The sequence below is a fragment of the Agrobacterium sp. 22-221-1 genome (assembly GCF_053522445.1).
Genome location: NZ_JBNWCL010000035.1, coordinates 1 through 10,910, shown reverse-complemented (window position 1 = coordinate 10,910; position 10,910 = coordinate 1). Strand labels below are relative to the sequence as shown.

Genomic DNA, 10,910 nt, shown 5'->3' with positions numbered 1-10,910 from the left:
AACTGCTCGTCATCGCAAACGCCATGCTCAGGGATAAAACCACATTCAGGACACCCTGAGAATAATATCCGCCAATACAGTTGCCAGTCGACGCGCGTCGGCGCGGCGGGACGACTCTTTTCAGCCCAAGGACTTGGGCTGGCTGGATTCCGGCTCAAGGCTGGAATGACGGCAGAAAGAGTCGCAACCGCACTGAGCCTCTCGCCGCCCTGTCAGCCCATAACCCCGCACATGGCTGCCATGATGAGGTTTCCTCTGGCATGCGGCCGGGAAGACGGTAAGATCATCCCTCATGGCAGGCCCCTCCTCCCACCCCGGGCCTGCGCGGCAAAGGAGACCATGACCATCATACGAAATGCCCTCGTTCCTGAACTTGCCGTCAGCGACTGGCAGAAAAGCCGCGCCTTTTATTGCGACCTGATCGGTTTTCATGTGGTCTATGAGCGTCTCGAGGAGGGTTTCACCTATCTGGCGCTGGGAGATGCCCAGCTGATGATCGACCAGATCGGCGCGACCCGGACATTCGTGACGGACAATGCCGCGCTCGAATTTCCACTCGGCCGCGGCATGAACCTGCAACTCGCCGTTCCCTCCCTGCAACCGATTCTCTCCCGGCTGGAGCGATCCTCCATCGACCTCGTCATGCCGCTGGAGGAAAAATGGTACAGGCGCGGCACGGTCGAAGTGGGCAACCGGCAATTCATCGTCGCCGATCCGGACGGTTATCTGATCCGCCCGTTCGAGAGCCTCGGCGAACGCCCCTTCCGGTTCGGTTAAGCCATGCTGCCTTTTCTTCCGCAGGCCGTGGTTTTCGACATGGACGGATTGCTGATCGAGAGCGAGAGGCTCTATCGCGATTCATTTCTGGCTGCCTCGGATGAAGGCGGCCACGGAATGAAGGTCGAGACCTATCAGAAGGTCTGCGGCAGCCCGTGGGACGTCATCACCGGCACCATCTTTGCCGATTATGGCGCGGATTTTCCCATCGACAGCTTCCGCGACGCCTGGCTCCGGCATCTTGGCGTGATGATGGCGGAGGGCGTGGCGCTGAAGCCGGGCGTCATCGACATTCTCGATCTTCTCGACCGGCTCGATATCCGCCGCGCCATAGCCACTTCGTCGCGGCACGATTCGGTGACGCGCCATCTCGGCCCCCACGATCTTCTCAGACGTTTCGACACCATCGTCGCACGCGGCGACTATACCGAACCGAAACCCGCACCCATGCCCTATCTCACCGCAGCCCGACGGCTTTCCCTCGATCCGGGCCGCTGCCTTGCGCTGGAGGATTCCTATTCAGGCGTGCGCTCCGCGACATCGGCAGGCATGATGACGATCATGGTGCCGGACGTGGCGCCGCCGACCGAGGAAATGCGGGAGAAGTGCATTGCCGTTGCAAGCGACCTTCATGCGGTGGCCGGCCTTCTGCAAAAGGCGCAGGCCTGAGTGAGATGAGAATCGGGCTGAAAGCGCGGAGAGGCGTCATATGTCCTTAGCCATCCGGCTTCATGATGAGGCTCATCTCGGTTGTAACGCCGAGATTGGCCGAGCGCCCTTGTCAGCGTATCCATAACCGGAGTGATCATGCCGCCTTTTGCCGTGTCGCTCGTAACGCTGATACTGCTGGTTCTGTCCTTATTCCAGATTGCCCTTGCAGCCGGTGCACCCTTCGGACGCCTTGCCTGGGGCGGTGCGCACCGGGTGTTGCCGGTCCGGCAAAGGATTGCCAGCGCGTCGGCTCCGCTTATTTATGCCTTTTTTGCGTCCTTTCCGCTGCAAAAGGCGGGTTATGCAGACATCTGGCCGTCCGGCTGGATCGAACCCGGCCTCTGGATCATCGCCTGTTATCTGGCAGTGAGCGCTGGATTGAACGCAATGTCGAAAAGCCGCCCGGAGCGGCTGGTGATGACGCCTGTGGCTGCCGCTCTTGCGATCCTGTTCTTTATCGTCGCCCTCTCCTAGCCGTATCGCCAGAGGCGAGATACCGCAAGGATCAAGCCGCCGTTCGGCGCATCGTCACGCCCCCGGCTTGAAACGCCACTTACGCTCGATCGCTCCTTCAATATCGAGACCGTTATAATGGGCCAGCAACAGCACATGGCCGAGCAGATCGGCGGTTTCGTCGGCCAGATCCCGCTTCATCTCCTCTTTGCTCCTGCCCTTAATGCGCCCCCGTCCTGTCAGCCGATTCCAGGCCTGTGTGACCTCGCCAACCTCTTCCTGAAGCTTCAGCATGTACCAGTCCGGGTCGCGGAATATTCCGTTTTCAGCGGCATATTTTTGCGAGGCCTCTTCAAACCGAGGCATCATGTCAGCAAACATTTGTTCATCCTTTGTTCATGCGCTACAACTCTAATCATGATTCTCTGACGGCGTCGACCCGTCAGGGCGTCACGCAGCCATGAACTGAAAATTCCGCGACATGTACATGCAAGCGGGATAGAGAAAAGATATTCGAACAACCGTGCCATCGCCCATGTCCCACCTCGATTTTTTCTCGTCCCTCATCACCGCTCATAGTCCGATGCTGCTCGCCATGTTTGCGGGCGCCGCCTTTCTCGCCGGCCTTGCCCGCGGCTTTTCCGGTTTCGGTGCGGCGCTCATCTTCATCCCGCTCGCAAGCGCCATCGTCGGGCCGCGTGTCGCCTCGGCAGTGCTGCTGGTGGTGGACGCCGTGCTGACGCTTGGCATGATACCGCCCGCATGGCGCATGGCGGACCGGCGCGAAGTCTTCATCATGGCGGCCGGCGCCTTTGTCGGCGTGCCGCTTGGAACCATGCTGCTTTCCAACGGCGATCCGCTGACACTGCGCTGGATCATCTCGGCCGTGGTCGTGATGCTGCTGTTGTTTCTGCTTTCCGGCTGGCGTTACAGCGGCCGGCCGAAGACGCCGCTGACCCTCTTCACCGGGTTTCTGGCCGGGCTGTTTTCGGGGGCTGCGCAACTGGGCGGTCCGCCGGTCGTCGCCTATTGGCTCGGCGGCGCCCTCAAAGGCGCCTTCGTGCGCGCCAATGTCATCTTATATTTCGCGATCTCGACCGTGATCTCCACCGGCAGCTATTTTGTCAGCGGCCTGTTCACCACCGATGTCTTCGTCTTTTTCCTGCTGGCCCTACCCTTTTACGGGGCCGGGCTTTATGCCGGCGCGCGACTGCACGGGCTTGCCGACGAGGCGGCGTTCCGGCGCATCTGCTATGGGCTGATCGCCATCTCCGCCGTCATCGGACTGCCGCTGTTCGATTCGCTGCTGAAATAGGCGAAGACAGGGACTACCTTCAACTGCAACAGCAGTGTGCTTCCTTCTCCGTCATCCTCGCCCTTGAGGCGAGGATCCACAATCAGGCGCGACCATGGATCCTCGGGTCAAGCCCGAGGATGACGTCGAGTTTGGCGTGAGATTTCACCAACAACCCGAACGCCTTCGCCGCAATCAAGGATACATGCGGACCTTGGACCATGCACCGTCAGGCGTCTCGCGGCGGAATTCGATGCGGTCGTGCAGGCGGAACTTGCGGTCGTGCCAGAATTCGATGCTGAGCGGCCGGATGCGGAAACCCGACCAGTAGGACGGGCGGGGAATATCGCCGATGGCATATCTGGCGGTATATTCCGCCACCGCCTTTTCCAGCGCGAAACGGCCTTCCAGCGGCCGAGACTGCTTGGAAGCCCAGGCGCCGATGCGGCTGCCGCGCGGGCGCGAGGCGTAATAGATATCCGCCTCCTCGTCGCTCACGATCTCCACCTCGCCGCGCAGGCGCACCTGTCGCCGCAGGCTTTTCCAGTGGAAACACATGGCCGCTTTTTTCTGGCCGAGGATCTCCTGGCCCTTCTGGCTTTCGAAATTCGTGTAGAAAACAAAGCCGCGGTCGTCGACGCCTTTCAGCAGCACCATGCGCACATTCGGCAGGCCATTTTCGTCCACGGTGGCAAGCGCTACCGCGTTCGGATCGTTGATTTCGGAAGCCGTCGCATCCTTCAGCCATTCGGCAAAAAGCGTGAACGGTTCATTTTCTTCCGTGAAGTCACTGGATGTTAACCCCGTTTCCGACATATTGACTAAAATGCTCCCGAGCTGATTTGGACCCCAGAGATGATCTCTGGCGAAAGATGGTGACCGTCATAGCAAAGTCGAACAGTCGAACAAAGAGCCTCCTTTCGTCGGTAGCGGAAGTTTCCGCCGTCGTGTCAATGCTTGTGGTGCTGAGCGGCTGCGTCAGCCTCGACCTGTTCGGCGGCGACAAGGTCGACCGCTCGCTTTCCACGGCCTCCATTCCCAACCAGCCGAACAATGCGCCGCAGACGGACGATGCGACGATCCGCAATGCGGTGACGTCGGCCGATCTCGCTAAGCTCGCCGACCAGCCGCTGCCCTGGGCCAATGCCGCCACCGGCAGTGCCGGCGTCGTCACCGCCATTCACGAAGACAAATCCAGCGGCTTCGTCTGCCGCGATTTCAGGACGACGCGCCACTCCTTCGAGGGCGTTGCGAGCTATTCGGGACAGGCCTGCCTGTCGGAAACCGGTGAATGGCTGCTGACCCGCTTCGAGCAGAAATAATCTGTTTACCCTTAAATATGGAATAGAGCCGGCCCGGGTGCGGCGCGCTTCCTCCGTAAAGGAGTGATTAGCAACTTATTGCAACAGTCGACGTTGATTAAACCGAGGGCGTGCAGGCGAATGATCGCGGGCATCCCTTTTCGGAGGGGTTAGTTTCAGGATTGCGCCATGAAGGGCGGCAGCGCCTGAGCCAACGTAACTGGTGTTTCGCATGCGCGATCCATATTCGATCCTCGGCGTAAAACGTGACGCCCGCCACGAGGAAATCAAGGCCGCCTGGCGCACGAAGGCGAAAACCGTCCATCCGGACGCCAATCGCGACGATCCCGACGCCTCGGCGCGATTCGCCGAGATCGGGCAGGCATACGATCTTCTCAAAGACCCGAAAAAACGCGATCTCTACGATCAGGCCCGCAGGGCGGCCGAAAAGAAGCAGCGCGGCGAAACCATCATGCAGCAGCGGGAAGCCGCGCGCGAGGCTGCCGAGCGCGCCAAGGCCGCCGAAAAGCTGATGGAGGAACTGGCCCGTGCGGACGCCCGCAACCGGGCGCAGACCGGCCAGAAAACCGACGCCAAGGCGGAAACCGCCGAAGATATCGTCGAACGGATTTTTGGCGCGGAAGCACAGAACGATCCCAAGGTGCAGCAGGCGGCCGAAGCGGCAAAGGCTGCCGCGGGCGCCGCAAAAAGCGATATGCCGGGCGCCGGCGAGACCGCACAGCCCGGAGCCGGCGATGACAGGACAGCGCCCGCATCGCTCGCCGCCAATCTTTTCAGCGCTCTCGTGCGCCGTTTCCGCACGCAGCAGCCGGCTCCCGAAAAAGCGCCGGACATCACTGCGGAGGCCACCGTCACGGTCGCCGATCTGCTGGAACACAAGTGGGTGACCGTGTCGCTTGCCGACGAACGCGAGGTTCGCTTCCAGCTCGAAGCCGGCATGACCGACGGACACGTGGTGCGGCTGAAGGGACAGGGTCTGAAGCTTCCCAACATGGCGCGCGGCGACCTTGCCGTGACTTTGCTGACCGCCCGTGACGACGCCTTTTCCCTTCGTGGCTTCGATATTCACACGACGCTGCCGATATCGCTCAGCGACGCGGTTCTGGGGTGTGAAACGAAAGTCAGGACACCGCTCGGTGAGGAAAACATCACCATTCCGGCCTGGTCCGGCTCCGACCGTGTGCTGAGGCTTACCGGCAAGGGCCTCGCCGACGGCAAGGGCGGACAGGGCGATCTCGTCATCGAATTGCGCATCGTTCTCTTGGAAAAGCCGGATGAAAAGGTGACCGACCTGATGCGGCACATGCGCGAAGGCCTTTATTTGTGAAAGTTTTGCGAATAGCCGGGACAACGCACCCTTTGTTACGCTCCCTAACAGTTGATGATCTTTGGCAATCTTGAACAGGATTGCAGCCTATGCCATAGGCAGGACCGATCAAAAGTACTAGGGAGCATAAAATGGCTCAGGCATCCGGCCTCATGGCTGGCAAACGCGGCCTCATCATGGGTGTCGCCAATAATCGTTCCATCGCTTGGGGCATCGCCAAGGCCTGTGCCGACGCGGGCGCGGAAGTTGCGCTGACCTGGCAGGGCGACGCGCTGAAGAAGCGTGTCGAGCCGCTGGCGCAGGAACTGGGCGCCTTCATGGCCGGTCACTGCGATGTGACCGATCTCGAGACGATCGATGCGGTTTTTGCCGGGCTGGAAAAGCACTGGGGCAAGATCGACTTCGTCGTGCACGCCATCGCCTTTTCCGACAAGGATGAGCTGACCGGCCGTTACCTCGATACCAGCCGCGATAATTTCAACCGCACCATGGACATTTCCGTCTTCTCGCTGGCCGCCGTTGCCAAGCGCGCCGAGCCGGTCATGAACGACGGCGGCTCGATCATCACGCTGACCTATTACGGCGCCGAAAAGGTCATGCCAAACTACAACGTCATGGGCGTGGCCAAGGCTGCTCTCGAGGCCAGCGTGCGTTATCTCGCCGTCGACCTCGGCAATCGCGGCATCCGCGTCAACGCCGTTTCCGCCGGCCCGATCAAGACGCTTGCAGCCTCCGGCATCGGCGACTTCCGCTATATTCTGAAGTGGAACGAATACAATGCGCCGCTGAAGCGCACCGTTTCCATCGAAGAAGTCGGCAAGTCGGCGCTTTACCTGCTGTCCGACCTTTCGACCGGCGTGACCGGTGAAATCCACCATGTCGATTCCGGTTACCACACCATCGGCATGAAGGCGGTGGATGCGCCTGACATTTCGGTGGTCAAGGACTGAGCCTGAAAAGTGTAAGAACGGGGTATCGCCTTGCTCGTCTATGTGATCCGGCACGGACAAACGGACTGGAATGCGATACGCCGGCTTCAGGGCCAGAAAGACATTCCGCTCAACGATTTCGGCCGCCAGCAGGCGGTCGGTAACGGCAAACTGCTTGCGCATCTGCTGGGAGAACAGGCCACGGATTTCGACTATGTGGCGAGCCCGCTCGGGCGCACGCGCGAGACCATGGAACTGATGCGCGGCGCGATGGGCCTCGATCCGAAGGCCTATCGTACCGACGATCGCCTGATCGAAGTTTCCTTCGGCGACTGGGAAGGGCAAACCCTGCCGGAGCTGAAAAAAGAGTTCCCGGACCGGGTGAAGGCGCGCAAAGCCAACAAGTGGGATTTCATTCCCCCCGGCCAGGATGCCGAAAGCTATGAAATCCTCTCCTGGCGCATCGGCGCATGGCTTTCCTCCGTCGAGGTTCCGACGATATGCGTCTGCCATGGCGGCGTCATCCGCTCGATCTTCCGGCTGGTCTCCGGCATGGACAAGGACGAGGCGTCAAGGACGCAAATTCCGCAGGACCGGATTTTGAAGGTCGAGATCGACAGGAACAGCGCGGAGTGGGTTTCGTGAGGGATCATAGGGCATAACCCTCTGCGTCGTCCTACTCGAGCAGCCCGTATATTTAGCGCAAAGGCCGCCGCGTATTTCTTCTCCCCGCCGGGGAGAAGGTGGCCCGAAGGGCCGGATGAGGGGGCAACGCCAGCGATAGACCGCACCCTTGCCCCCTCCATCCCGCTGCCGCGGACTTCTCCCCCTCGGGGAGAAGAAACAAGAGGCATCCGCTCGTTTCACAACGGAGGTTTTCGCGTGAGGGGCTGGTGCTTACTGCACGACCTGAAGATCGTCGACCACGCGTTTCCCATCCACTTCCGTGTAGAAAACCACGACCTTCACGCCCGCTTTCAGACCTTCGAAATTGAACTCTTCCGGCACGCGATAGGTCTTGCCGTCGTTAAGCGTAATGCTCAGCCCATTCGCATCGATCTTGCTGATCGTGCCTTCCACGTCGACGCTCTGGGCGTAGCCGTTGATGGGCATCAGGAGGTTGGCGGTGGCCAGAAGGGCGGCAATCATCATACGCATCGATCTAGCTTTCGTGGATTTGCGTGAAAACCTTACATGCATGAAGAATTGCCTTTCGAATGTGGCGGAAATTGCCCGCAACCATGACATTTTCGGCCCAATTGATGAACGGATTTGGGATCGTGTTCAAGCCGTTAGTGATTTTTACACCGCATTTCCCGGCAATATTGGAAAACTCCGGATTAACGTGGAAAACGACGGCGCTTTTACATTTTCGTCATTTCGAAAAACGTCTTCCTCCGGCGCGAATCGCCCCGTTGCCCTCATCCCCGTGCTGCCCCAGGAATGACGGCACGGACATGCGGGTCTCCAGCCAGGACGCCGTGTCCCGCACTTATACCGCCGCAGCGAAAGAAAGGCTTTTGCCTTGCCCGGATTTTCCACTAAGACAAATCCGCTTGTTTTAAACGGCGCTCACCGCAGGCGCCCTGTTTTCCGGTTTTGAAAATATGTCGCATAACAGTTTCGGTCATCTTTTCCGCGTTACCACCTGGGGAGAAAGCCACGGGCCTGCACTCGGCTGCGTGGTGGACGGTTGCCCGCCCGGCATTCGCTTCACGCTTGCCGAGGTGCAGCACTGGATGGACAAACGCAAACCGGGCCAAAGCCGTTTCGTGACCCAGCGCCGCGAGGATGACATCGTCAAGGTTCTCTCCGGCGTGATGCTGGATGAGGACGGCGAGACGATGATAACCACCGGCACGCCGATCTCCATGCTGATCGAAAATACCGACCAGCGCTCCAAGGATTACGGCGAGATCGCCAAGCGTTTCCGCCCCGGCCATGCGGATTTCACCTATGACCTGAAATACGGCATTCGCGACTATCGCGGCGGCGGACGTTCTTCCGCGCGTGAGACGGCGGCGCGTGTCGCCGCCGGTGCGATTGCCCGCAAGGTGGTGCCGAGCCTCAATGTGCGCGGCGCGCTGGTGCAGATCGGCAAGCACAAAATCAACCGCAACAACTGGGACTGGGATCAGGTCGACCAGAACCCGTTCTTCTGCCCGGATGCCGCCATGGTGCCGGTATGGGAAGAGTATCTCGACGGCATCCGCAAGGCCGGCTCCTCCATCGGGGCCGTCGTCGAAGTGGTGGCGGAAGGGGTTCCGGCCGGCATTGGCGCGCCGATCTATGCCAAGCTCGATCAGGATATCGCCTCCAGCCTGATGTCGATCAACGCCGTCAAGGGCGTGGAGATCGGCGAAGGTTTCGCCTCCGCCGAGCTTTCCGGCGAGGAAAATGCCGATGAGATGCGCATGGGCAATGACGGCAAGCCGATCTTCCTCTCCAACCATGCCGGCGGCATTCTGGGCGGCATCGCGACCGGCGAGCCTGTCATCGCCCGCTTCGCCATCAAGCCCACCTCCTCCATTCTGACGGAGCGTCTTTCCATCGATACCGATGGCAACAATGTGGATGTGCGCACCAAGGGCCGCCATGACCCCTGCGTCGGTATCCGTGCCGTGCCCATCGGCGAAGCGATGATCGCCTGCACCGTTGCCGACCATTATCTGAGGGATCGCGGCCAGACCGGCCGCCGGTAGAGGACCGAAAAGTGCGAAGCGGTTTTCGGAAAATCCGATACCGAAACAAAAACGGAGAGCAACGTGCCGTTGCTCTCAAATAAGGGGATCGCCATGGCCTATGACCAGAAACGCGTCGTGGACGCCATCCGCGCTTTCGAAGCCGGTGAAATCGTTGTCGTGACCGATGACGACGATCGTGAGAACGAAGGCGATCTGATCATTTCGGCGGTTCACTGCACACCGGAGAAAATGGCGCTGATCGTGCGCCACACCTCCGGCATCGTCTGTGCGCCCATGCCGCGCGAGGAAGCCAAGCGGCTGAACCTCAACGCCATGGTGGCGGAAAATGACAGCGCGCATACCACGGCCTTCACCGTCAGCGTCGACTTCAAGCACGGCACCACGACCGGCATTTCCGCCGATGACCGCACCCTGACGGTGCGCAACCTTGCCAATCCCAATGTTGGCGCTTCCGATTTCACCCGGCCGGGCCACATCTTCCCGCTGATCTCCCGCGAGGGCGGCGTGCTGATGCGCTCCGGCCATACCGAAGCGGCGGTCGATCTCTGCCGGCTCGCCGGCCTGCCGCCCATCGGCGTCATCAGCGAGCTGGTGAATGACGACGGCACGGTGATGCGCGGACCGCAGGTGCTGGATTTCGCCGAAAAACACGGCATGAAGCACGTTTCGGTCGCCGATCTCATCGCCTATCGCCAGCGCAAGGAAACCCTGGTGGAGATGGAATCCTCCTTCACCATCGAAACGCCCTTCGGACCCGCCAAGGCACAGACCTATTCCCTGCCCTGGGATCCGATGCAGCATATGGCGGTGATTTTCGGCGATATCCGCGACGGCATCGACATTCCCGTGCGCCTGCACCCGGAAAATGTCGCCGACGACGTGTTCGGCGACCGCCAGCCGGTGCGGCACTACATGCAGAAGATCGCTGAAGAAGGCCGCGGCGTCATCGTCTATCTGCGCGAAGGCTCGGTCGGCGTCGGCCAGGTAGCCGGACGTCGCAAGGCGCGTGATCCGGACGAGGCACATGCGCAGGCCCGTTCGCGCGAAAACGAATGGCTGGAAATCGGCCTCGGCGCGCAGATTTTGAAGGACCTCGGCATCAGTTCCATCAAACTGATGACCACGCGGGAGCGGCATTATGTCGGCCTTGAAGGATTCGGCATCAAGATTTCGGCGACGGATATCGGGTGATTTAAGGCCGTCACCCCGGACCCGATCCGGGGTTCAGCACGATCAAGCCCTTGATCGTGAGAGACTCTTTCGCCGCACAGACGTGCGGCGGCTGGATGCCGGGTCATCCTCGGGCTTGTGTGGAGGATTTGTGGTTTACTGGATGCATCAGCCGGGCATCGCAAACCCGGCTGATGCAGGCAGGCGGCCGTTTTTTCGGGC

The 10,910-nt window shown here is 60.4% G+C and carries 14 protein-coding genes; 11 read left to right on the top strand and 3 right to left on the bottom strand.

All coding sequences use genetic code 11. The annotated features are described in order from the left end of the window. The first annotated feature begins 339 nt into the window (after window positions 1–339). The 3 genes from ACQZ5N_RS26120 to ACQZ5N_RS26110 all read left to right on the top strand — a co-directional run bounded on the left by ACQZ5N_RS26120 (window position 340) and on the right by ACQZ5N_RS26110 (window position 1,962). Entirely contained in the window at window positions 340–777 is a 438-nt protein-coding gene (locus ACQZ5N_RS26120; RefSeq protein WP_448734538.1) for a bleomycin resistance protein, read from the top strand. Between the two features lie 3 nt (window positions 778–780). Further along, window positions 781–1,446, top strand: coding sequence for an HAD family hydrolase (locus ACQZ5N_RS26115; protein WP_196379531.1), 666 nt, complete (start codon window positions 781–783; stop codon window positions 1,444–1,446). Window positions 1,447–1,584: 138 nt separating this feature from the next. Further along, window positions 1,585–1,962 carry a hypothetical protein gene (locus ACQZ5N_RS26110; protein ID WP_448734537.1) on the top strand — a complete coding sequence of 126 codons (378 nt, stop codon included), beginning with the start codon at window positions 1,585–1,587 and terminating at the stop codon, window positions 1,960–1,962. A gap of 54 nt (window positions 1,963–2,016) precedes the next feature. Here the strand turns inward: ACQZ5N_RS26110 and ACQZ5N_RS26105 are convergent, their stop codons facing one another. Then, window positions 2,017–2,322 (bottom strand): pyrophosphohydrolase domain-containing protein, encoded by a 306-nt coding sequence (locus tag ACQZ5N_RS26105; protein ID WP_003521095.1) that lies wholly within the window; start codon window positions 2,320–2,322, stop codon window positions 2,017–2,019. Between the two features lie 154 nt (window positions 2,323–2,476). Here ACQZ5N_RS26105 and ACQZ5N_RS26100 point away from each other — a divergent pair, with 154 nt between their 5' ends. Then, the gene (locus tag ACQZ5N_RS26100) at window positions 2,477–3,256 is read left to right on the top strand and encodes a sulfite exporter TauE/SafE family protein (protein ID WP_448734536.1); all 780 of its coding nucleotides are present in this window, start codon (window positions 2,477–2,479) and stop codon (window positions 3,254–3,256) included. Window positions 3,257–3,430: 174 nt separating this feature from the next. On the opposite strand, the gene pdxH is transcribed toward ACQZ5N_RS26100, so the two are convergent. After that, the gene (gene pdxH, locus ACQZ5N_RS26095) at window positions 3,431–4,051 is read right to left on the bottom strand and encodes a pyridoxamine 5'-phosphate oxidase (RefSeq protein ID WP_003521093.1); all 621 of its coding nucleotides are present in this window, start codon (window positions 4,049–4,051) and stop codon (window positions 3,431–3,433) included. A 56-nt stretch (window positions 4,052–4,107) separates the two neighbouring features. Here pdxH and ACQZ5N_RS26090 point away from each other — a divergent pair, with 56 nt between their 5' ends. The 4 genes from ACQZ5N_RS26090 (at window position 4,108) to ACQZ5N_RS26075 (ending at window position 7,458) form a co-directional block, all read left to right on the top strand. Then, on the top strand, window positions 4,108–4,557 hold the full coding sequence (locus tag ACQZ5N_RS26090; RefSeq protein ID WP_059760835.1) for an RT0821/Lpp0805 family surface protein: 450 nt from the start codon (window positions 4,108–4,110) through the stop codon (window positions 4,555–4,557). A gap of 211 nt (window positions 4,558–4,768) precedes the next feature. Continuing rightward, window positions 4,769–5,884, top strand: coding sequence for a DnaJ C-terminal domain-containing protein (locus ACQZ5N_RS26085; RefSeq protein ID WP_059760830.1), 1,116 nt, complete (start codon window positions 4,769–4,771; stop codon window positions 5,882–5,884). A 131-nt stretch (window positions 5,885–6,015) separates the two neighbouring features. Beyond that, window positions 6,016–6,834 carry an enoyl-ACP reductase FabI gene (fabI, locus tag ACQZ5N_RS26080; protein WP_003521090.1) on the top strand — a complete coding sequence of 273 codons (819 nt, stop codon included), beginning with the start codon at window positions 6,016–6,018 and terminating at the stop codon, window positions 6,832–6,834. A 30-nt stretch (window positions 6,835–6,864) separates the two neighbouring features. Beyond that, entirely contained in the window at window positions 6,865–7,458 is a 594-nt protein-coding gene (locus tag ACQZ5N_RS26075; RefSeq protein ID WP_020812073.1) for a histidine phosphatase family protein, read from the top strand. A gap of 252 nt (window positions 7,459–7,710) precedes the next feature. Here the strand turns inward: ACQZ5N_RS26075 and ACQZ5N_RS26070 are convergent, their stop codons facing one another. Beyond that, entirely contained in the window at window positions 7,711–7,971 is a 261-nt protein-coding gene (locus ACQZ5N_RS26070; protein ID WP_003521088.1) for a DUF1344 domain-containing protein, read from the bottom strand. Window positions 7,972–8,011: 40 nt separating this feature from the next. On the opposite strand from ACQZ5N_RS26070, the gene ACQZ5N_RS26065 reads away from it, so the two are divergent. The 3 genes from ACQZ5N_RS26065 to ribB all read left to right on the top strand — a co-directional run bounded on the left by ACQZ5N_RS26065 (window position 8,012) and on the right by ribB (window position 10,709). Further along, complete coding sequence (locus ACQZ5N_RS26065; protein ID WP_448734535.1) at window positions 8,012–8,260, top strand: hypothetical protein; 249 nt, start codon at window positions 8,012–8,014, stop codon at window positions 8,258–8,260. A 160-nt stretch (window positions 8,261–8,420) separates the two neighbouring features. Beyond that, window positions 8,421–9,515 carry a chorismate synthase gene (gene aroC / locus ACQZ5N_RS26060; protein ID WP_059760826.1) on the top strand — a complete coding sequence of 365 codons (1,095 nt, stop codon included), beginning with the start codon at window positions 8,421–8,423 and terminating at the stop codon, window positions 9,513–9,515. A gap of 93 nt (window positions 9,516–9,608) precedes the next feature. After that, window positions 9,609–10,709 carry a 3,4-dihydroxy-2-butanone-4-phosphate synthase gene (gene ribB, locus ACQZ5N_RS26055; protein WP_003521085.1) on the top strand — a complete coding sequence of 367 codons (1,101 nt, stop codon included), beginning with the start codon at window positions 9,609–9,611 and terminating at the stop codon, window positions 10,707–10,709. The last annotated feature ends 201 nt before the right edge of the window (window positions 10,710–10,910 follow it).